Below are 21,977 nucleotides of genomic sequence, written 5' to 3'. Positions count from 1 at the left end.
TGATTCACTGCTTTCGCGAGCAAGCCCGCTCCCACATTTTTTGACAGTGTTGCCGCAAAACTCAGCTCAGTTCCAGCCAGATCGGCGCATGGTCCGACGGCTTTTCCAGGCCGCGCAGTTCGTAGTCCACGCCCGCATCCTTGACCCGTGGCAACAGGCCATTGGAGGCCATGATCAGGTCGATGCGCAGGCCACGCTTGGGTTCATCTTCAAAGCCGCGGCTGCGGTAATCGAACCAACTGAAGCGATCCGCCACATCCGGGTTCAGGTGCCGGAAGCTGTCGGTCAGGCCCCAGTTTTTCAGGCGCGCCATCCATTCGCGCTCTTCCGGCAGGAAGCTGCATTTGCCGGTCTTCAGCCAGCGCTTGGCGTTGTCGGCACCGATGCCGATATCGCAATCCTCAGGGGAAATGTTCACATCACCCATCACCACCAACGCCTGGTCATTGCTGAACTGGGTTTCCAGCAACTGTTGCAGGTCTTCGTAGAAGCGCTGCTTGGCCGGGAACTTGGTGGGGTGATCGCGGCTTTCGCCCTGTGGGAAATAGCCGTTCATGATGGTGATCGGGTTGCCGTGTTCATCGGCAAAGGTGCCCCAGATAAAACGGCGCTGGGCATCCTCATCGTCGCTGGCAAAACCCTTGTGCAGGGCCAGTGGCTCCTGGCGCGAGAGCAGGGCGACACCGTAGTGGCCTTTCTGCCCGTGGTAGTACACGTGATACCCCAAGGCCTGGACTTCAGCCAGCGGGAACTGGTCGTCGTGGACCTTGGTTTCCTGCAGGCCGATCACGTCCGGTTGATGTTTGTCGATCAGGGCCGCCAACTGGTGAGGCCGGGCACGCAGCCCGTTGATATTGAAGGAGACGATTTTCATGGTCGGCAGTCCAGTCTGGCAAAAGGGCGATGCTAGCCGACAAGTCGGACGGGGGCCAGCGTGGCGGTAGGACAGATGCACTGCTAATGTCTCTCAAGGAGCCAATGGCACGGAACGACTCAGTTGCCCCGGGCTCGTAACAATAAGAGCGTGACCTTTTGAGTTGCGCCCAGGGAGATATAACTGATGCCCGACACTTCCACTGCCATTGCCCAGGTTCACTTGCTCGATAGCGGCTATTCCCGCGAAGCGCGCTCGTTGCTGTACCACGCCTATCGCCATGAGCCGACCTTCGCCTATCTGTTTGAAGCTGAACGTTCCGGTTATGAGCAGCGGGTCAGGGCTACCGTGCGTGAGCTGGTCAAACAGCACTTTCTCCAGGAACTGCCGGCGATCGGCCTGCTGGTCAATGACCGGCTGATCGGCATTGCGCTGATTGCTCCCCCGCAACGGCGTCTGGGCATCACCGAAAGCTGGGCCTGGCAATTGCGCATGTGGTTGAGCACTGGCTTGAGGTGTACCCGGCGTTACCTCGAATACCATCAGGCGGTGTTGGCGTGCCTGCCGTCCGAGGCGGTACACGTATTGCCGCTGTTGGGGATTCACCCGCAATTCCAGGGCAAGCATTACGGTGAACAACTGCTGGAAGCCGTGCATAACTGGTGTGCCGAAGACCCGCATTCACAAGGGGTGGTGCTGGACACCGGCAATCCGCTCTACCTGGAGTTCTACAAGCGCCAGGGCTATGAAGAAGTGGGCGAGGTGGCTGTAGGACCTATCCTGGAGCATGTGTTTTTTCACCCGAATCCCCAAGTGTTACAACCTGCAACGCCTTAACACAGAATTATTCAGACAATTCCCGGTTCTAAGGTGCTCCCCAGCTCGTGTAGCATCCGCGCCTATGAAGTTTTCCAATAGATTTACCAGCGGCTTGATTCTGCTGTTCACAAGCTGCGGCGCCTTGGCGCAAAGCGAATTGGACGTACGGGTCAAGCCTTCAAACGATGCGCTGAAGGCCAATATCGAAGGCTATATCGGCGGGGTTGGCGAGCGTGATGAGGAGGCCTTGCTGCGCTTCAGTCGCGGTGCCGAGGAGCAGGCGCGCAAGGCCGCCCAGGCATTGGGCTTTTATCAGCCGCAGATTGCCAGTGAGGTAAAGGCCGGCAAGAACCCGCGCCTGATCCTCAGCATCGACCCTGGCGAGCCCGTGCATTTGCGTAATGTCACGATTCGGGTGGATGGCCCGGCGGCAGAGCTCAAATCCTTTCGTGTGCCCGACAGCCAAGACCTCAAGTCCGGCGCCGTACTCAACCATGGTCATTATGAAGACGCCAAGCGCCTGATCCAGAATCAGGCCTCGCGCTTCGGCTATTTCAGTGGCCGTTTCACCCAGCAGAAACTGTCTGTCGATCCCCAGGCGGGCGTGGCCGATATCGAGCTGGTCTACGACAGCGGCCCGCGCTACGCCCTCGGCAAGGTCAACTTTGCCGGCGATACCCCCTTTGATGAAGAACTGTTGCAACGCATGGTGCCGTTCAAGAGCGGTGCTCCCTACGATTCCGAACTGATTGCCGAGCTGAACCAGGCCCTGCAATCGAGCGGTTATTTCGAGGGCGTGCGGGTGGACGCGGCCCCGGCCGCAGCGGCCAATGATGTGATCCCGGTGGCGGTCCAGCTGCAAACCCGCAAACCGCGGACCATGGGCCTGGGCCTGGGTTTTTCCACCGACGTGGGCCCGCGCGGCAAGGCCAACTGGACGCGGCATTGGGTCAACCCCCAGGGGCATAGCTATGGCTGGGAGGCGGAACTGTCGGCGCCCCGGCAGAACGTCGGCCTGTGGTACGACATTCCCCTCGACCCGCCATTGACCGACAAGCTGCGCTTTGCCGGCGGCTACCAGAACGAAGAACTGGCCAACACCGACACCCTCAGCAAACTGCTCACCCTCGGCCCGGAATGGCACACCAAGTTGCCCAGCGGCTGGACACGGGTGATCTCGCTCAAGTTGCAGCGCGAAGAATATCGCCTGGGGGATGACTCTGGCTTGAGCAATTTGCTGATGCCGGGAATCAGCTATTCCTACCTGCGCAGCGACAACCGCATCGACCCCCATAACGGCTATCGCCTGCAATTCGATACCAAGGTGGCCAAGGAAGGGCTGGGCTCGGACACCAACTTGCTGTACGGCACCGCGATGATCAAGGGCTTGACCACGGTGTGGGACAAGCACCGCTTCCTCGGCCGCGCGCAGTTTGGCGGCAGCGCCACCAACGGCTACAAGTCGGTGCCACCGTCCCTGCGCTTTTTTGCCGGTGGCGACCAGAGCGTGCGTGGCTACGAGTACCAGACGCTGTCCCCGGAAAACAACAAGGGCGACCGTATCGGTGGCCGCTATATGGTGGCCTTGAGCGCCGAGTATCAGTATTCCATCGCCGAAAAATGGCGGATCGCGACCTTTGTCGACCAAGGCAACTCCTTTAACACCCTTGAATTGCCGAGCCTGAAAACCGGGGTTGGCGTCGGCGTGCGCTGGGTGTCGCCAGTCGGCCCGATTCGCCTTGACCTGGCCCATGCCCTGGAAGATCCGGGCGGTATTCGTTTGCACTTTTCCATGGGGCCTGAGCTGTGAAGCGTGGTTTGAAAATAGCGGGTCTGAGTGCAGTGGCGCTCGTCGCCTTGTTGCCCCTGGCGGTATGGAGCGTACTGGGTACGCAAGTCGGCAGTCGCTGGGCCCTTGGCCAAGTGCCGGGGTTGAGCGTGGACAATTTCCAGGGCCGCCTGGGCGGGCAATGGAGCGCCGACCATCTACTGTGGCAACAAGACAGCAGCCGCGTGGAGCTCAAGGCGCCGAAATTCGATTGGTCGCCGGCGTGCCTGCTGCGCATGACGTTGTGCATCCGGCAACTGGACGTGGAGCAGGTCAGCCTGCAATTCCCGGCCAGCACCGAAGAAAGCAGCGGCCCGATTACCCTCCCAGACTTGAACCTGCCCCTGGCCATCGAACTGGGCGACGTGCGTGTAGGCAGCCTGCTGTTCAACGGCAGCGAAGAACTCCAGGGCCTGCAACTGGCAGCGCACTGGACCGCCGAGGGGATGAAGATCGACGCGGTGCACCTGCAGCGCGAAGGCCTGGTGCTGGACCTCAGCGGTATGTTGCAACCCACCGGTGACTGGCCGCTGACGGCGACCGGTAACCTGAGCCTGCCCTACGCCCCGGGTGGCGCGCCATGGGCCGTGGCGCTGAACGTCACGGGTGATTTGCTCAAGACCCTCAAGCTCGACGCCGACAGCACGGGCTACCTGCCCGCCAAGCTCAAGGGCGAACTGCAACCTCTGGTCGAGAACCTGCCGGCGCAACTGCAGATCACCGCCGATGGCTTCAAGCCCGCCGCCGACTTGCCGGACACCTTGCAGCTCAACCAACTGGACCTGACGGCCAAGGGCGACCTGGGCAATGGCTATCAACTGCTGGGCAAGGCCGTATTACCCGCAGAAAAGGGCCCGGTTGACCTGTTGCTGCAAGGTCGGGTCGACGCCAAGGGTGCGCAGATCGCTGGCCTTGACCTGACTGCCGGGGACAAGCAGAGCCTCAAGCTCAGTGCCCAGCTGGATTGGCAGCAAGGCTTCAGCGCGGATGCAAAAATCGACTGGCTGGACTTCCCCTGGCATCGCCTCTATCCGCTGATTGACGAGCCGCAAGTGGTGTTGCGTACCTTCAACGGCGAAGTCTCCTATAAGGACGGTAACTACCTGGGCAATCTCAAGGCCGACCTCGATGGGCCGGCCGGCAAGTTCAGCCTGGTCACGCCATTGAGTGGCGACCTGACCCAAGTGTTCCTGCCGGAACTGAAACTGGTTGCCGGCCAAGGCAAGGCCGAAGGCCACCTGAACCTGCAATTTGCCGATGGCATCGCCTGGGATACGGCGCTTGACCTGTCGGCGATCAACCCGGCGTACTGGGTCGCGGAGCTACCGGGCACGCTCGCCGGGCCGCTGCGCAGCCAAGGTGAAATGAAAAACGATCAACTCAAGCTCAACGCTGACCTTGATCTGAAGGGCCGTTTACGCGGCCAGCCCGCCCTGCTGGCGGCCAAGGCCGAAGGCGCGGGTGAGCAATGGACCCTGGCCAACCTGGATATCCGCCTGGGTGACAACCGCATCAACGGCAGTGGCAGCCTGCAACAGCGCTTGGCCGGGCAGATCGACATCAAGCTCGCACGCCTGGCCCAACTGTGGCCGCAGTTGCGTGGGCAGATCAATGGCCGGCTCGATGTGGCCGGCACTTTAAAAGCCCCCCAAGGCAAGCTCGACCTCAAGGGCCAGCAGTTGGTGTTTGAAGACAATCGCCTGCAAGCCCTCAGCCTGGACGCGACACTTGATAGCGCACAACGGGCGAAGATCGACCTCAAGGGCAGCGGTATCCAGGCCGGTGACACCCAGGTTGGCACCCTGACCGCCAGCGCCCAGGGCGATATCCAAAGCCAGAAAGTCCAACTGGACCTGATGGGCCCGCTGGTCAAGCTGGCCCTGGCCTTGGACGGCACGCTCGACAAAGGCAACTGGCGCGGACGCCTGGCCAGTGGTGACGTACAGGCCGGTGGCCAGGACTGGAAACTGCAGGCCCCGGCAAAAATCGAGCGCATGGCCGACGGCAAGCTGACCTTCGCCGCCCATTGCTGGGTTTCCGGGCCCGCCAGCCTGTGTGGCGAAGACCAGCGGCTGATGCCCGATCCCAAGCTGCGCTACCACCTCAAGCAATTCCCCATCGACAGCCTGGCGCAATGGTTGCCCAAGGATTTTGCCTGGCAGGGCAAGCTCAACGCCGATATCCAGCTCGACCTGCCGGCCAGCGGCCCCAAAGGCCTGATCGCGGTGGATGCCAGTGGCGGCACGCTGCGGGTCAAGGACAAGGACCAGTGGCTGGATTTCCCCTACGACACTCTCAAGCTGGAAACCAAACTCAACCCTACGCGCATCGATACCCAGCTGAATTTCCGCGGCGGCAAGCTCGGTGAGTTGTTGTTGCAGGCACAGCTCAACCCATTGGCGAAAAACAAGCCGATCTCCGGCAACTTCAGCCTCACCGGTCTGGACCTGGCGGTAGCGCGACCGTTTGTGCCGATGGTGGAAAAACTCAGCGGCAAGCTCAACGGCAGCGGACGTATTTCCGGCGGGCTGCTGGCGCCGCAGGTCAACGGCAATATCAACCTGATCGCGGGCGAGATTTCCGGGCCCGAACTGCCGATCAGCCTTGAGGGCCTGAACGTGCAGGCACTGATTGCCGGTGAAAGCGTACAGCTCAACGGCGGCTGGCGCAGCGGCAAGGCCGGGCAGGGCAGCCTCAAGGGCCAGATCGACTGGGGCCGGGCCCTGGTCGTTGACCTCAGCCTGCAGGGTTCGCAATTACCGGTTACGGTCGAACCCTACGCCAAGCTGGAAGTGGCGCCCGACTTGAAGATCAGCCTCAAGGACGACAAGTTGGCGATCGCCGGTAATGTCCACATCCCGCGCGGCGATATCACCGTGCGCGAATTGCCGCCTTCGACGGTCAAGGTCTCGGATGACACGGTGATCGTTGGCAGCCAGACCGAAGAAGGCAAGCCGCCGATGTCCATGGCCATGGATATCAACGTGGTGGTGGGCGAGGATCAACTCAACTTCGCCGGCTTCGGCCTCACGGCCAAGGTCCAGGGCCGGGTGCATATCGGCGATAACATGGACACCCGTGGCGAACTCTGGCTCAACGACGGCCGTTACCGTGCCTACGGCCAGAGACTCGATGTGCGCCGTGCGCGCCTGCTGTTCGCCGGGCCGCTCGACCAGCCGTACCTGGATATCGAAGCCATCCGTAAGACCGACGACGTGATCGCGGGTATCCGCTTGAGCGGCAGTGCCGAGCAACCCACCACGCAAATCTTCTCGGAACCGGCCATGAGCCAGGAGCAGGCGCTGTCCTACCTGGTGCTGGGGCGTCCGTTGAGCACCACCGGTGAAGACAACAACATGCTGGCGCAAGCGGCGCTGGGCCTGGGGTTGATGGGCAGTGCCGGGGTGACATCGGATATTGCCAAGAATCTGGGGATCCAGGACTTCGAACTGGACACCCAGGGCAGCGGCAACAATACGGCGGTGGTGGCCAGCGGCAAGATCACCGAAAAGCTCAGCTTGCGTTACGGCGTGGGGGTGTTCGAACCGGCCAGCACCATCGCCTTGCGCTACCTGCTGAGCAAGCGGGTGTATCTGGAAGTGGCCAGCGGCGTGGCAAGCTCCCTGGATATCTTCTACAAACGGGATTTCTGACGTTTAAACGTCAATCAAATTGTGGGAGCTGGCTTGCCTGCGTTAGCAGTGGTTCAGTCACTATTTCTAGTGGCTGACACACCGCAATCGCAGGCAAGCCAGCTCCCACATTTGTTTTGTCGTGGATTCAGAACCTTCCGATGGCTCCAGTCATCGCCTGATTACCAAGCAGCCTAACTATTTATTTGACATTCGCTGCCTAGGCAGTAATATTTGGTCACATATTCACTGCCTAGGCAGTAATAAGGTGACTTTCGATGAAACACTTCACCCCGGAAAACTTCCACAACTGCCACCTCGGCCTGTTGCTAGGGCGTGCCGCGATTCTCAAAGACCGCATTATCGACACCCATATGGAACCCCACGGCATCACCGCCGCGCAGTTCAAGGTGTTGATCATCATGGCCCAGTTCGGCGTCGATACCCCGGCGGAGCTGTGCCGCAATCTGTCCCTGGACAGTGGCTCGATGACCCGCATGCTCGACCGCCTGGAGCAAAAACACCTGCTGGCACGCAAGCGTTCCGAGCAGGACCGGCGCCAGGTGCAGCTTGTGTTGACCGCCGACGGCCAGCGCCTGGCGGACATGTTGCCGCAGATCGGCGCCCAGGCCCTGAACCAACTGGCTGGCGTGCTGGAGCCGGGGGAATTGCAGACCCTGGAATACATCCTCAAGAAAATCCTGGTCGCTGCGGGTGACCCCATCACCCTGCAACGGGTCGGGACTCAATGAACACGCCAGTCACGCGCGCTGAATAACGCAAGGTATTTGTCATGGCTACTGCCCAAGCAAACAACACCGCACCCTCCCAACCCGACGACAGCAACCCGCGCAAACGCAAGATCATGTTGCTGGGCCTGGCGCTGATCGTCGTGCTCTGCGTAGTGGGCGTCTGGGGCTGGCACGAGCTCTATGGCCGTTGGAGCGAAAGCACCGACGACGCCTACGTGAACGGCAACGTGGTGGAAATCACCCCGCTGGTCACCGGCACTGTGGTCAGCATTGGCGCCGATGATGGCGACCTGGTCCACGAAGGTCAGGTGCTGATCAACTTCGATCCCAACGATGCGGCCGTCGGCTTGCAAAGTGCCCAGGCCAACCTGGCACGTACGGTGCGCCAGGTGCGCGGCCTGTACAGCAATGTGGATGGCATGAAAGCCCAGGTCCAGGCACAAAAAGCCCAAGTGCAAACCGCCCAGGACAACTTCAACCGCCGCAGGATCCTCGCCCAGGGTGGCGCGATTTCCCTGGAAGAACTGTCCCACGCCCGTGACGCCCTGAGCGCGGCGAGCAACTCGCTGGCCAACCTGCAACAGCAACTCAATACCTCCACCGCGTTGGTGGATGACACGGTGATTTCGTCCCACCCGGATGTGCAGGCCGCTGCCGCGCAATTGCGCCAGGCCTACCTGGCCAATGCGCGCAGCACCCTGATCGCACCGGTCACCGGCTACGTGGCCAAGCGCACCGTGCAACTGGGCCAGCGAGTCGAGCCGGGTACGGCGTTGATGGCGGTGATTCCCCTGGACCAACTGTGGATCGACGCCAACTTCAAGGAAACCCAGTTGCGCCAGATGCGCATTGGCCAGCCGGTGGACATCGAGGCCGATATCTACGGCAGTGATGTGAAATACAGCGGCACCGTCGACAGCCTCGGCGCCGGTACCGGCAGCGCATTTGCCCTGCTGCCGGCGCAGAACGCCACGGGCAACTGGATCAAGATCGTGCAACGGGTGCCGGTGCGCATCCATATCAATGCCCAAGAGTTGGCCCAGCACCCGTTGCGAGTGGGTTTGTCGACCCAGGTTGAAGTCAACCTGCACGACCAGAGCGGCCCGGTGCTGGCGCAGCAACCGCCGCAAAAGGCTTCGTTCAGCACCAATGTGTACGACCGCCAGTTGGCCGAGGCCGACGCGATGATCACCCAGTTGATCCATGACAACAGCGTGGCCGCGCCCAAGGCAGCACAACGCTGATGAGCAATAACGCCTCCTTCACGCCGCCCAGCTTGCTGATGGCCACCATTGGCCTGTCCCTGGCGACCTTTATGCAGGTGCTCGACACCACCATCGCCAACGTGGCGCTGCCGACCATTTCCGGCAACCTGGGGGTGAGTTCGGAGCAGGGCACCTGGGTCATCACCTCATTTGCCGTGAGCAATGCCATTGCGCTGCCATTGACCGGCTGGTTGAGCCGGCGCTTTGGCGAGGTGAAGCTGTTTTTGTGGGCCACCATCCTGTTTGTGCTGGCTTCGTTCCTGTGTGGTATCTCCACCTCAATGCCCGAGCTGATCGGTTTTCGGGTGCTGCAAGGTCTGGTGGCGGGGCCGTTGTACCCAATGACGCAGACACTGTTGATCGCGGTCTACCCACCTGCCAGGCGCGGCATGGCCCTGGCATTGCTGGCGATGGTCACGGTGGTCGCGCCGATTGCAGGTCCCATTCTTGGCGGCTGGATCACCGACAGCTACAGCTGGCCGTGGATCTTCTTTATCAACGTGCCCATCGGGATCTTCGCGGTGATGGTGGTGCGTTCGCAGCTCAAGAAGCGGCCGGTGGTCACCAGCCATCAGCCGATGGATTATGTCGGCCTGTTGAGCCTGATCGTCGGGGTCGGGGCCCTGCAGATCATCCTCGACAAGGGCAACGACCTGGACTGGTTCGAATCCAACTTCATCATCATCGGCGCGGCCATCTCGGTGATCGCCCTGGCGGTGTTCGTGATCTGGGAAATGACCGACAAGCATCCGGTGGTCAACCTACGCCTGTTTGCCCACCGCAATTTCCGCATCGGCACCATTGTGCTGGTGCTGGGCTATGCCGGGTTCTTCGGGATCAACCTGATCCTGCCGCAGTGGCTGCAGACGCAGATGGGCTACACCGCCACCTGGGCCGGCTTGGCCGTGGCGCCGATCGGCATCCTGCCGGTGCTGATGTCGCCCTTTGTCGGCAAGTACGCACACAAGTTCGATTTGCGGCTGCTGGCCGGCCTGGCATTCCTGGCGATTGGCCTGAGCTGCTTTATGCGCGCCGGCTTCACCAATGAAGTGGACTTCCAGCATATCGCCCTGGTGCAGCTGTTCATGGGCATCGGTGTGGCGCTGTTCTTTATGCCGACCTTGAGCATCCTGATGTCCGACCTGCCGCCGCACCAGATCGCCGACGGTGCGGGCCTGGCGACCTTCCTGCGAACCCTGGGCGGTAGCTTTGCGGCATCGTTGACCACCTGGATCTGGATTCGCCGGGCTGACCAGCATCATGCCTACATGAGCGAGAGCATGAGTGTGTACGACTCGGCCACCCGCGATGCGCTGACACCCTGGGCGGCGCGGGCCACAAGGCCTATGCGCAGCTCGATCAGGTGCTCACCAGCCAGGCATACATGATGTCCACCGTGGACTATTTCACGTTGCTGGGGTGGATGTTCATGGGTTTGATCCTGCTGGTGTGGCTGGCCAAGCCACCGTTTGCCGCGAAGGCTGGTCCGGCGGCGTCAGGTCACTGATCTTGCAGCGCACGCAGTGAAAAATGTGGGAGCGGGCTTGCTCGCGAATGCGGTGTGTCAGTCGACATCTTAGGTGACTGACGCACCGCATTCGCGAGCAAGCCCGCTCCCACATTTGCTTCGCGTTGTTTGTAAGTCAGGCGCCAGGCAACGCCAACTGCGGGTTGACGAAGTCAAACGCCGCCAATTGAAACCCTTGCTCATCCACCTGCAACGCCCAACCCTGCTTGTCCCAATCCCCCCCAGCACAATGCGCTTGGCCGCCTGCTCGCCAATCTGCAATTTGTGAATGGCCGGGCGGTGGGTGTGGCCGTGGACCAGGGTGCGCACGCCGAGCTGCTGCATCACCCGTGGCACTTCCTCGGGCGTCACATCGACAATATCGTTGGCCTTCATGCGCGTCTGCGCACGGCTTTCACTGCGCAGCTTGCGCGCCAGTTTATGGCGAGTGCGCAAGGGCAGGTGGCGCAGGATAAACAACACAATGGGGTTACGCAGGATGCGCCGCAGCTTCATATAGCCGAGGTCGCGGGTACACAGGCTGTCGCCGTGCATCAACAGCACGGGTTCGCCATACATCTGCACGACGCTGGGGTCCTTGAGCAAAGTTGCGCCTGCTGCTTTGCAGAACGCCTTGCCGATCAGGAAATCCCGGTTGCCATGCATCAAAAATAGTTGGGTGCCACTGTCGCTCAGCTCACGTAGAGCGGAGCAAATCGAACGCTGGAACGGGGTCATGCCATCGTCGCCAATCCAGGCTTCGAAAAAGTCCCCCAGGATGTACAACGCTTGCGCGCCACGGGCGCGGCCGTGGAGTAAATCCAGAAACGCCCGGGTAATATCCGGGCGCTCCTCTTCCAGATGCAAATCTGAAATCAGCAATATCACGCAATGATCTCGGCTTTCTCGATGATCACGTCTTCTGCTGGTACGTCCTGGTGACCGCCTTTCATGGTGGTGGAAACACCCTTGATCTTGTCCACGACGTCGGTGCCTTCGGTGACTTTACCGAATACCGCGTAGCCCCAGCCCTGTACGGTCTTGGCGCTGTGGTTGAGGAAACCGTTGTCGGCCACGTTGATGAAGAACTGCGCGGAGGCCGAATGCGGCTCCATGGTACGGGCCATGGCGACGGTGTACTTGTCGTTGGAAAGACCGTTGTCCGCTTCGTTCTGGATGCTTGGGCGCTTGTCTTTCTTTTCTTTCATGCCCGGCTCGAAACCGCCGCCCTGGACCATGAAGTTGCCGATGACACGGTGGAAAACGGTGTTTTCGTAGTGGCCGGCTTTAACGTATTCGATGAAGTTGGCGACCGTGAGCGGCGCTTTCTCGGCGTTCAGTTCGATGACGATGTCACCGTGGTTGGTGGTCAGTTTGACTTGAGTCATGTTCACTACTCTTTCAAGGAATTCGTGGGTTCTGGCGCGTTACACGCCTGCACCTGTCTGGCAAAACGCTGCCAAGGCGCGCAGTTTAGCGTGCCCGGCAGGAATTTCGAGGTGGTTTTTTACCGCCCGTGCAATAAATGCAGCAGTTTTTGGCCATGCCCTGTCAGGTGCTTGACAGCATCGGCTATGATAAGCCCTTTGTTTGTCTGGCCTGACCCGGCCACGTACCTGTCTGTTCAAGGATCCTATGAGCAAGCCCACTGTCGACCCTACCTCGAATTCCAAGGCCGGACCTGCCGTCCCGGTCAATTTCCTGCGCCCGATCATCCAGGCGGACCTGGATTCGGGCAAGCACACGCAGATCGTCACCCGTTTCCCGCCTGAGCCCAACGGTTACCTGCACATCGGCCACGCCAAGTCGATCTGTGTGAACTTCGGCCTGGCCCAGGAGTTCGGTGGCGTCACGCACCTGCGTTTCGACGACACCAACCCGGCCAAGGAAGACCAGGAATACATCGACGCCATCGAAAGCGACATCAAGTGGCTGGGCTTTGAATGGTCCGGTGAAGTGCGCTATGCCTCCAAGTATTTCGACCAGTTGTTCGACTGGGCGGTGGAGCTGATCAAGGCCGGCAAGGCCTATGTCGACGACCTGACCCCGGAGCAGGCAAAGGAATACCGTGGCACCCTGACCGAACCGGGCAAGAACAGCCCGTTCCGCGACCGTTCGGTAGAAGAGAACCTGGACTGGTTCACCCGCATGCGCGACGGCGAGTTCCCGGACGGCGCCCGCGTACTGCGCGCCAAGATCGACATGGCCTCGCCGAACATGAACCTGCGCGACCCGATCATGTACCGCATCCGCCATGCCCACCACCACCAGACCGGTGACAAGTGGTGCATCTACCCCAACTACGACTTCACCCACGGTCAGTCGGACGCCATCGAAGGCATTACGCATTCCATCTGCACCCTGGAATTCGAAAGCCATCGCCCGCTGTATGAATGGTTCCTCGACAGCCTGCCGGTACCGGCGCACCCGCGTCAGTACGAATTCAGCCGCCTGAACCTGAACTACACCATCACCAGCAAGCGCAAGCTCAAGCAACTGGTCGATGAAAAGCACGTGTTCGGCTGGGACGACCCACGCATGTCGACCCTGTCGGGCTTCCGCCGTCGCGGTTACACCCCGGCTTCGATCCGCAATTTCTGCGAGATGGTCGGTACCAACCGCTCCGACGGCGTGGTCGACTACGGCATGCTGGAATTCAGCATCCGCCAGGACCTCGACGCGAACGCCCCGCGCGCCATGTGTGTGCTGCGTCCGTTGAAAGTCGTGATCACCAACTACCCGGAAGGCCAGATCGAGAACCTCGAACTGCCACGTCATCCGCAGAAAGAAGAACTGGGCGTGCGCAAGCTGCCGTTCGCCCGTGAAATCTACATCGACCGCGACGACTTCATGGAAGAGCCGCCAAAGGGCTACAAGCGCCTTGAGCCCAACGGCGAAGTGCGCCTGCGCGGCAGTTACGTGATCCGTGCCGACGAAGCCATTAAAGACGCCGATGGCAACATCGTCGAACTGCGTTGCTCCTACGATCCGGATACCCTGGGCAAGAACCCGGAAGGCCGCAAGGTCAAAGGCGTGGTGCACTGGGTGCCGGCTGCTGCCAGCGTCGAGTGCGAAGTCCGCCTGTACGATCGCCTGTTCCGCTCGGCCAACCCTGAGAAGGCAGAAGACAGCGCGAGTTTCCTCGACAACATCAACCCTGACTCCCTGCAAGTGCTTACGGGTTGTCGTGCCGAGCCATCGCTTGGCGACGCACAGCCGGAAGACCGTTTCCAGTTCGAGCGCGAAGGCTACTTCTGCGCAGATATCAAGGACTCGAAACCTGGTCAGCCGGTATTCAACCGTACCGTGACCTTGCGTGATTCGTGGGGCCAGTGATCAAGTCTTAAGGGAAACATCGTGCTAACGATCTACAACACGCTCAGTAAGACCAAAGAAGTCTTCAAGCCGCTGGATGGCAACAAGGTGCGCATGTACGTGTGCGGCATGACCGTGTACGACTACTGCCACATCGGCCACGGCCGCAGCATGGTTGCCTTCGACCTGGTGACCCGCTGGTTGCGTTTCAGCGGCTACGACTTGACGTACGTGCGCAACATCACCGACATCGACGACAAGATCATCAATCGCGCCAATGAAAACGGCGAGTCGTTCGACGCGCTGACCGAGCGCATGATTGCGGCCATGCACGAGGATGAGGCGCGCCTGAACATCCTCAAGCCGGACATGGAGCCGCGTGCCACTGACCACATCCCTGGCATGCACGCGATGATCCAGACCTTGATCGACAAGGGCTACGCCTACGCCCCGGGCAATGGCGACGTGTACTACCGCGTCGCCAAGTTCATGGGCTACGGCAAGCTGTCGCGCAAGAAAATCGAAGACCTGCGCATCGGTGCGCGCATCGAAGTGGACGAAGCCAAGCAAGACCCGCTGGACTTCGTGCTGTGGAAAGGCACCAAGCCCGGCGAGCCGAGCTGGGAGTCGCCGTGGGGCGCCGGGCGTCCGGGTTGGCACATCGAATGCTCGGTGATGTCCACCTGCTGCCTGGGCGAGACCTTCGACATTCATGGCGGCGGCAGCGACCTTGAGTTCCCGCACCACGAAAACGAAATCGCCCAAAGCGAAGCGGCCACTGGCAAGACCTACGCCAACGCGTGGATGCATTGCGGCATGATTCGCATCAATGGCGAGAAGATGTCCAAGTCCTTGAACAACTTCTTCACCATCCGCGACGTGCTGGAAAAGTACCACCCGGAAGTTGTGCGTTACCTGCTGGTATCGAGCCATTACCGCAGCGCCATTAACTACTCGGAAGACAACCTCAAGGACGCCAAGGGCGCCCTGGAGCGTTTCTACCATGCGTTGAAAGGCCTGCCGGTTGTCGCGCCGGCCGGTGGCGAAGCATTTGTCGAGCGCTTCACCACCGTGATGAACGACGACTTCGGCACCCCCGAAGCCTGCGCCGTACTGTTCGAAATGGTCCGTGAGATCAACCGCCTGCGCGAGAGCGATCTGGATGTAGCGGCAGGTTTGGCGGCCCGTTTGAAAGAACTGGCCAGCGTGCTGGGCGTGCTGCAAATGGAAGCCGACGACTTCCTGCAAGCCGGCGCCGAAGGGCGTGTGGACGCAGCCGAAGTCGACGCACTGATCCAAGCCCGCTTGAATGCCCGTGCCAACAAGGACTGGGCAGAGTCCGACCGCATCCGCGACCAACTCACCGTCATGGGCGTGGTGTTGGAAGATGGGAAGGGCGGGACGACGTGGCGGTTGGCTGACTGACGGCTGATTGTTTCAAGCTGAATAAAAACGCCCCGACTGGTTCGGGGCGTTTTTGTGTGTGGAGGTTTTGCGATTCAACACTGCTCGATCGCATACCGGCTTTGGACAAACCCATTGTCCGAGGCCCAGGTATCGATGTGGCGAAGCTCACATTCATGCCCGACTTGACTGAACAACGGAATCCCCTGACCTAGCAGAATCGGAATACGGGTGATGATCAACTCATTGAGCAGGCCTGCTTCAAGAAATGCCTGAATGGTCTGGCCGCCATCGATATAAAGATGCTTCATGCCGCGCTCGGCCAGTTGCTCGACGAGTGTGCTCACGTCGGCTGCCAAGACCTCCACCTTGCCCTGTAGATGCGCCGGAATCTGCAAGGTCTGGTGAGACAGCGCTATGACCGGTGTGCCCTCATAGGGCCACTCTGGAAAGGACAGTACTTTTTCCAGGGTCTTACGCCCCATGACCAACCCGTCAACCGTTGCGATGAAACTTTCATACGTGATGCCGTTCAAGCCCGAACTCTCATATTCCGGTCGGTGCAGCCACTCGATATCCCCATCTGGCCGGGCAATAAAACCGTCAATGCTCGCTGCGATAAAGACGGAACATTTGATCCTCATCGGCGGTAAAACTCCTTTTTTATCAAGTGGGATCGAGAAGGTATCACTTTAGCGCCTGCACGTTGGCGGCGAATGGGAACGACGTGGCGGTTGAGCCGACGCAAGATCCTCCGAAGCGTTGATCAACAACGTCTTTGCATCTGTTCCTTTGCGCACGATGAAGATGCCATGGTCTTCAGCAGACCACTTTGTTTCAGTAGGAGGGTTCAGCGGTGAGCAGTTGCGTGAAGCGAGGTTGAGTCTAATGGCGGGTTTGGACTGTGTTTGATCATGGCAAAGCTCCTAGAGTTATGGAGCTACTACCCATCGCTGCGAAACGATACCGGGTGGTAGCTGTACGCAGGTTCGCAGACCGGGACTCTAGGAACCCGGCATACCCGAAGGTATCCCGCGCACAGCCGCCATAACATTAGGCATAAAAAAGCGCCCGCTATCTTGTGGGGGACGCTGTGCGTCTAGAGTTTAACCGGGCTGCGAAACCCGGTCGCTGAATTTGCAGCGACTGCCGAAGATTATTGGGGCGTCTTCCGAGTGGTAACCCTAAAACGCTGTCGGAAATATCTGAGAGGGGATTGATGTATAAACCTTCCAGTAGTTGGTTAAAGGAGCGGATCTATTTAGCACCCTGCGCGAGCAATGGCCGCAAGTGTTTGCCGCCGCTCAACGCGTTTTGGTGTTGATTCATAGTGGGCAATAGTGGGCCTATTACTAAATTTACTTGCGATTAAATAGGTTCGTTCCTTTTGTTCCGATTTTTTTATCAAGGTTTCTGGAAAAAATAAGTTGGAAATTGAACCCTGAATTTTCTTTGCTTTTCCTTTTTCTACGTACTCGCTGAACTCTCGCTCGATCGTCGTCTTGTTAGTGTATTTTTTGTATTTTTTTTGAGCTTCGCATGCGTAAATGTAAAGTCTCCATGAGTCGAAGCCATCAATTCGACCGTCGGGGCCGTAATCGAAGTCAATACATTTCTCGGATATATAAACCCTGCAGCCGATTCCATGTAGTTCGTACGTTGCGTCATCGCTGAGCTTTCCGCGCTGCGGGATTTGTTTTGAACGCCACAGTCCTAAGATATTTTTTGTACCAAACGATAATTCAAGTAAGTTGGTTGCCTTTTCAACTTCCTCTAAGTATTCGCTGATTAGATCTTCTAGCGTCTGAGTTTTCATTTTCTTGACCTTTCTAGCCTATCTGGTCCAGCGGTTTTTGAAGAGCTCACTACGTCATTGATGCTGCTAAATGAGGTATCGTGGTTTTCTATATTGTCAATCAGTCTTATGGTGACAAGTGTATGTGTTCGCCTTGCTGCAGACGCCCGATGGTGCCCATCAATAATATAACGCTGCTCGTTATATTCGATTACGTCAATAGGGGTGTTTTTGTTGTACCCATTGCTTCGCATGTTACTAGAAATCTCCTCAACTCGTTTGGTTGACCGTCTTCCCTCAATACTGTGCGTACGATTCAGAGTTCGGGCATCAACTTCGTGAATTAGAGGCAGTGAGGGTAAACCCTCATCTATTGCTGCATTGTGGGGGGAGTCGGCGCTACTTCCCTTCGGCTTGCACCCATCCCCACCCGGACACGCATTCAACCCCAACGGATCCACCCACCCCGTTGGGTTGGGCACATACAAATACCCGTTCACCCCACCCGCCAACTTCACCGGGTCGGGGGTCAGGTAGCGTCCGTTGTCCGGATTGTAGTAGCGATGCCGGTTGTAATGCAGCCCGCTTTCCCGGTCGTAATACTGCCCCTGAAAGCGCAGTGGGTTGTCGACCGTGCCTACATCCAACCGGGTGATTTTCCCGTAGGCCTGGTAATGGGCAGACCAGACGATTTTGCCGTCTGCGCTGGTCAGTTCCTGCGGTGTGCCCAGGTGGTCAAGTTGGTAGTGGAAGACCTGTGTATTGGCCGGCCCGAAACCGTCTAGCAAGGCCAGCGGCCTGAAGCTGTCCGGCTCGTAGAGATAGCTACGGTGCTGGCCATGTGTGTGCTCGGCGATAACCTTGTCGCCTTGCCAGAAAAACTCTGTCGTCTTGCCCGCCACGGTTTTGCTGATGCGCCGGCCAAATGGGTCATAGCGATAGCTGGCCTGGCTGCCGTCTGGTTGGGTGATGCCGATCAGGCGGTGCTGGCAGTCGTAGCGGTATTCGGTGACCCGTTGCTGTGCGCGGCCACGGCGTTCGCGTATGAGGTTTCCGAAGGCGTCGTAGTCGCAATGCCGGTCGCCTTGTAGTAACAGGCGGTTGCCGACGACGATGCCGGGGCCTGGGCGGTCTTGCATCAGCAGGTTGCCCGCCGGGTCGTGGGCGAAGCGTTCTTGCACGTCTTGCGAGTGGTCGGCGCGGGTCAGGCGGTCGAGGGGGTCGTAGTGGTAGTCGTGCTGGCCCTTGCGGGTGTCGAGCAGGCGGGTGAGGTTGCCGCTTTTGTCGTAGGTGTAGTGGCGGTGTTGGTGTTGGGTCAGGCGGCCCTGGTCGTCGTAGTGGTAGTGGCTGAGCAGTTGGCCCTGCTGGCGCTGTTGCTCGCGCCCGGCTTTGAACAGGTGTGAGGTGAGTGTGCGGCCATTGAGCTCAACGGTGGCGAGGTGGCCGCCCTTGTCGTGGTTGAAGGTCAGGTGGTTGTTGTCGGGCAGGCGCAGGTGGTCGAGTTGGCCGCAGCTGTCGTAGCCGTAGCGCAAGGTGCCCCAGCCCTGGTGTTCGGCGGTCAGGCGGTTTTGGCGGTCGTATTCGTAATGCAGCGGCCAGTGGCCGTCGTCGACGCTTAAGAGATTGCCGAGGCGGTCGTAGGTGTAATCCACCGTGCTGCCATCGGGCAGGGTTTTTCTTATAAGGCGGCCGGCGTTGTCGCGCTGGTAGGCGGTAATCAGCTGACGGTCATCGTCGCCGAACTCGGTTTTTTCCTGCAGGTGGCCGTTGAGGTCGTAGACGTAGGTGGTGCGTTTGCCGTCGAAGCCGGTTTCCTGTTGGATCAGGCCGTTGGGGTGGTACGCCAGTTGATAGCGCTCGCCTGACTCGTTTTCGATTTCGGTCAGCAGCAGGCGGGTGTTGTCGTAGCGATAGCGCAGCGCCGTGCCATCGGGGTTGATCCGGCGACTGATCAGGTGCAGTCCGTCGGCATATTCATACCGGGTCACACGGCCCAGTTCATCGCGCTCGGCGATGATTTTTCCGTAGGGGTTGTAGCTCAATTCGCGGGTGGCGCCGCCCGGCAATACCACCTTGAGCAGTCGGCCTACCGCGTCCCAGTGATAGTGGGTCAGGGCGCCATGTTCATCTTCACGGGCAATCTGCCGGCCCAGGTCGTCATAGCGATAACGCCGCACGCCGCCATTGGGCAGTTGCTCCCCAACCAACTGCCCAAGGTCATTCCAGGTCAGGCGCTGACAGCTGTGGTCCGGATACCAAACCGCTAAAAGCTGCCCACGTTTGTCATAGCTGTACTCAGTAACGTTGCCATCAGGATCAGTCTGGCGGGTGATATCGCCCTGATCGTTACGCTGGTACTTCCAGACCGCCGCACCCCGACGCATGACCCGTACGAAGCCATGCTCATACTCGTAGGCGGTAGGCTCGTCATCCCCCGGAAACAGCGCCACCAAGCGCCCAGCCTCGTCGTACTGATAGGCTGTAATCGCCCCAAGGGGATCCTGTTCAACCGTCAGCCGACCCTGGGCGTCGTAGGACTTGAAATGCTCGCCGCCGTCCGGGTCGACCCGCTGCACCAGCCGTGCGCGCGGGTCATGCACGTAGACTTCCTGGCTGCCATCGGCGTTAAGCAGGGTGACGCGGCCGTCGTCATCCCAGACATAGCGCGTATCCATCTGCGCAAAACTGGCCCAATGCCGCACACAGCGCGCTGCCTTGCCAGACCGTTCCCACGCCCAGAAGAAACTCGCCCCACCGGCCAACTGCCGTTCAGTGATTACCGCAAGGCTGTCGTACTGATAACGCTCGCTTTCGCCTACAGCATTGGTCGCCTCAACCAGTCGCCACTGTTCGTCATAGCGGTAGGAAACGACGTTCTGCTCAGTCACCCAGGCGTCATCCGCTTCGCTTTCCACGCGAAACACCTGATAGTCCACCGCCACGATATGCCCGCGGTCATAGCGCAACAGCAGCGCCCGCCCGGCATCGTTATCCAGGCGCAGAATCCGCCCCGATACATCGCGGGAAATACGCAGGCGGTTGTCATACCCATCGCTGATCGCCGTCAGCACACCGTCTTGAAAGTGGTAGAACCGTGCCCCCTGCGCCAGCACCAGTTCATCCGACGCCGCCCCCAGATAAATCGCTGCCTCGGCCAGGCTATTGCTGATGGCCGGGCGGGCAGCGGACGGCAGGGGAAAGGTGGTACTGCGGTTCTCGTGATCGGTCCACACCACCGACTCACCGACCACCACCAGCCGCTGGGCCAGGGAATGGCTCCAGCCAAACCCCAGCCCGCAATCCACCTCCACGGCACTGGTGCGATACAGCCGTGTCCAGGCAAACGGCAGCACGCCCTGCAACTCGCCATCGGTCAGGGTCAGCAGTTCTTCGCCAGTGACCATGGACACCGGGCAGCCATGGGTCGCGGTTTTATCGGCGCTGGCGCTGGCTGCGCCGTTGGGGTTTTTCGCGGAGGAGGGCGCGTCATCCACCGCCTCAAGTTGCTTGAGCGTGGTATTGCGCCGCGCCCCCCAGTGCATCTGCAGGCCGCCTTTTTGTAAGCCGCCGACGACGCCGCGCACGGCCACCGCCTTGTAGCGATCCACCGCCGCCATAAAACGCTTGAGGATGTCGAACACGCCTTTGACGAAGCCCACCGCAAGCTCAACCACCTGCGATCCATACTTCGCCAGCCGCAGCCCCAGATACGCGATCCCGGCACCTTGCAGGGCAATGGTCAGCACCAGCGCAATCAGCAAATCAATGAGCAGCGACACGGCAAGCCCGGTAATCACCTCGGCGGTTTTCCCCGCCACCTGGCTGGGCGGCAACGCCGACAGCCAGATCATCGCCGTGCGTAACATCAGGTACAGCGCTGCCTCGTCGCTGGCCAGCAGCATCGCCTGTTCCATCACTTGGGGCGCTTCACGCGCCAGGGCTGCCAGCTCGGCGGCCTGGGTGCCGAGGCGTTCGATGTGCTGGGCCGGGTCCTTGAGGATGTCCTGCACCAGCGACACGCTGTCCCACACCCCGGAAATGGCTGACCAGGTCCCGGCCAATATCCCACTGCCAATGGCGCTCGCGCTGGAGGCCTGCCAGTGCGGTTTGAACCCACTCCACTCCTTGCGCAGCCAGGCTTGCAGCTCAACGGTCAAACCGTCGTAGGACGCAAACAGCGCCTCCACCTGCGCCGGCGACACCCCGCCCTGCACACGCACCTGATAGCGCCCGCCGGCCACGCAGTGATGGGAGGCCTGACCCTGTTCATCCAGTTGGATAAACGTGGAACTGCCGTCATCCAGGCCAAGCACCTGCACCTGGAGATTGCCCAGCGGCACGTCATACACCGACTCGAATTTGCTCTGGATCTTCAGCTCGCCGCCTGCCGGGCACACGGCAACACTGGAAGCAAAATCGGTGTCGGTCATGCTCACCGACACTTGGGAGTCGCCGACCCGCAGCACTCGCTCCATGCCCAGCAACGACGGCAAATCCGTGGCATGGCTGGCCTTGTCCAGGGCTTGCGCGTACCAGCTGGTTACCTGCTGGCGATACACCGCCAGGCTCTGGTGAAAGCCGTTCAGCTCGTATTCGATCAGGTCGAGGGGGGATGAATCAGGGGCAGGAGCTGGCATCCATGACGTCTCTGCAAAAGAAAGGCGTCGGAGAATGCCGCAGGAAAAGGGTGGTTGGAGGTGTGGTCTGTTAAATCAGAATGGGCTTACGTGCAGGCAGAATTTACTAGGTGGGATCGCCGCTTATGCCCACATCAACTAGCGATCAG

General features: G+C 59.9%; 12 protein-coding genes and 2 pseudogenes. 8 read left to right on the top strand and 6 right to left on the bottom strand.

Annotation, left to right across the window (positions count from 1 at the left end):
* Positions 1-61: 61 nt before the first annotated feature.
* Positions 62-874: an exodeoxyribonuclease III gene (xthA, locus tag JTY93_RS16000; protein ID WP_029298338.1), complete on the bottom strand. Its 813-nt coding sequence runs from the start codon at positions 872-874 to the stop codon at positions 62-64.
* A gap of 186 nt (positions 875-1,060) precedes the next feature.
* Between xthA and JTY93_RS15995 the strand changes: the two genes are divergently transcribed.
* The 6 genes and pseudogenes from JTY93_RS15995 to JTY93_RS15970 all read left to right on the top strand — a co-directional run bounded on the left by JTY93_RS15995 (position 1,061) and on the right by JTY93_RS15970 (position 10,677).
* The gene (locus JTY93_RS15995) at positions 1,061-1,711 is read left to right on the top strand and encodes a GNAT family N-acetyltransferase (RefSeq protein ID WP_205478076.1); all 651 of its coding nucleotides are present in this window, start codon (positions 1,061-1,063) and stop codon (positions 1,709-1,711) included.
* Between the two features lie 64 nt (positions 1,712-1,775).
* Entirely contained in the window at positions 1,776-3,503 is a 1,728-nt protein-coding gene (locus tag JTY93_RS15990) for an autotransporter assembly complex protein TamA (RefSeq protein WP_205478077.1), read from the top strand.
* Positions 3,500-7,174, top strand: a complete 3,675-nt coding sequence (locus tag JTY93_RS15985; RefSeq protein ID WP_205478078.1) for a translocation/assembly module TamB domain-containing protein — start codon at positions 3,500-3,502, stop codon at positions 7,172-7,174. Before JTY93_RS15990 ends, JTY93_RS15985 begins: the two co-directional genes overlap by 4 nt.
* Before the next feature lie 257 nt (positions 7,175-7,431).
* Positions 7,432-7,905 carry a MarR family winged helix-turn-helix transcriptional regulator gene (locus JTY93_RS15980; RefSeq protein WP_205478079.1) on the top strand — a complete coding sequence of 158 codons (474 nt, stop codon included), beginning with the start codon at positions 7,432-7,434 and terminating at the stop codon, positions 7,903-7,905.
* Positions 7,906-7,946: 41 nt separating this feature from the next.
* Positions 7,947-9,149 carry an HlyD family secretion protein gene (locus JTY93_RS15975; RefSeq protein ID WP_092239067.1) on the top strand — a complete coding sequence of 401 codons (1,203 nt, stop codon included), beginning with the start codon at positions 7,947-7,949 and terminating at the stop codon, positions 9,147-9,149.
* Positions 9,149-10,677 (top strand): annotated as a pseudogene (locus JTY93_RS15970) (DHA2 family efflux MFS transporter permease subunit). The gene JTY93_RS15975 and the pseudogene JTY93_RS15970 overlap by 1 nt, the downstream one beginning before the upstream one ends.
* 136 nt (positions 10,678-10,813) lie before the next feature.
* Here the strand turns inward: JTY93_RS15970 and lpxH are convergent.
* Positions 10,814-11,565: pseudogene (gene lpxH / locus JTY93_RS15965) on the bottom strand (UDP-2,3-diacylglucosamine diphosphatase).
* Positions 11,562-12,065: a peptidylprolyl isomerase gene (locus tag JTY93_RS15960; protein ID WP_205480711.1), complete on the bottom strand. Its 504-nt coding sequence runs from the start codon at positions 12,063-12,065 to the stop codon at positions 11,562-11,564. The pseudogene lpxH and the gene JTY93_RS15960 overlap by 4 nt, the downstream one beginning before the upstream one ends.
* 247 nt (positions 12,066-12,312) lie before the next feature.
* On the opposite strand from JTY93_RS15960, the gene JTY93_RS15955 reads away from it, so the two are divergent.
* Together JTY93_RS15955 and cysS are read left to right on the top strand one after the other, a co-directional pair.
* Positions 12,313-14,013, top strand: coding sequence for a glutamine--tRNA ligase/YqeY domain fusion protein (locus tag JTY93_RS15955; RefSeq protein ID WP_205480708.1), 1,701 nt, complete (start codon positions 12,313-12,315; stop codon positions 14,011-14,013).
* A gap of 21 nt (positions 14,014-14,034) precedes the next feature.
* A complete protein-coding gene (gene cysS, locus JTY93_RS15950; RefSeq protein ID WP_205480706.1) occupies positions 14,035-15,417 on the top strand; it encodes a cysteine--tRNA ligase in 1,383 nt (460 codons plus the stop codon).
* A gap of 74 nt (positions 15,418-15,491) precedes the next feature.
* Here the strand turns inward: cysS and JTY93_RS15945 are convergent, their stop codons facing one another.
* The 3 genes from JTY93_RS15945 to JTY93_RS15935 all read right to left on the bottom strand — a co-directional run bounded on the left by JTY93_RS15945 (position 15,492) and on the right by JTY93_RS15935 (position 21,828).
* Positions 15,492-16,040, bottom strand: a complete 549-nt coding sequence (locus JTY93_RS15945; RefSeq protein ID WP_205480698.1) for a dihydrofolate reductase family protein — start codon at positions 16,038-16,040, stop codon at positions 15,492-15,494.
* 617 nt (positions 16,041-16,657) lie between these two features.
* A complete protein-coding gene (locus JTY93_RS15940) occupies positions 16,658-17,212 on the bottom strand; it encodes a DUF6896 domain-containing protein (protein WP_240357220.1) in 555 nt (184 codons plus the stop codon).
* Positions 17,209-21,828, bottom strand: a complete 4,620-nt coding sequence (locus JTY93_RS15935) for an RHS repeat-associated core domain-containing protein (protein WP_205518883.1) — start codon at positions 21,826-21,828, stop codon at positions 17,209-17,211. Before JTY93_RS15935 ends, JTY93_RS15940 begins: the two co-directional genes overlap by 4 nt.
* Between the last annotated feature and the right edge of the window lie 149 nt (positions 21,829-21,977).

It is taken from the genome of Pseudomonas hygromyciniae (genome assembly GCF_016925675.1).
In the GTDB taxonomy this organism is placed as follows: Bacteria; Pseudomonadota; Gammaproteobacteria; order Pseudomonadales; family Pseudomonadaceae; genus Aquipseudomonas; species Aquipseudomonas hygromyciniae.
The sequence above is the reverse complement of the archived record's forward strand: the minus strand, read 5'-3'. Positions and strand labels throughout refer to the sequence as shown.